Annotated in this window: 1 protein-coding gene; it reads left to right on the forward strand. The window is 43.3% G+C overall.

The window, feature by feature from the left end:
- Positions 1 to 285, forward strand: a 285-nt coding sequence (locus tag B3182_RS12985; protein WP_292753031.1) for a uroporphyrinogen decarboxylase family protein, incomplete at its 5' end; no start/stop codon positions are given.
- Positions 286 to 402 lie beyond the last annotated feature (117 nt).

Consider the following 402-nt stretch of genomic DNA (forward strand, 5'->3'; position numbering starts at 1 on the left):
GAAGTCGGAGCTGATGCGTTAGGACTGGACTGGACCACTGATCTTTCACTGGCACGTTATCAGATAGGCGATAAAGTCGCTTTACAGGGCAATATGGATCCTTGTGTTTTATATGCTCAGCCCGAACGGATAAAAACAGAAGTAAAAGAAATCCTCAAAGCCTATGGTCACGGTAGTGGACATGTGTTTAATCTGGGGCATGGCATCCATCCGACTATAAATCCTGAACATGTCGCAGCATTGGTTGATGCTGTGCATGCTGAGAGTGTTCAGTATCATCAATAAAATCTTGTAAATTTCAGGCATAAAAAAGGGCAGGTAAAACCTGCCCTTTCCGTTTCAGTAAAGAATAACTTAGTTAGAGCTAGTGAACTCTGGGTATGCTTCCATACCACATTCCAC

Origin of the sequence: Methylophaga sp. UBA4204 (assembly GCF_002379485.1) — a bacterium.
In the GTDB taxonomy this organism is placed as follows: Bacteria; Pseudomonadota; Gammaproteobacteria; order Nitrosococcales; family Methylophagaceae; genus Methylophaga.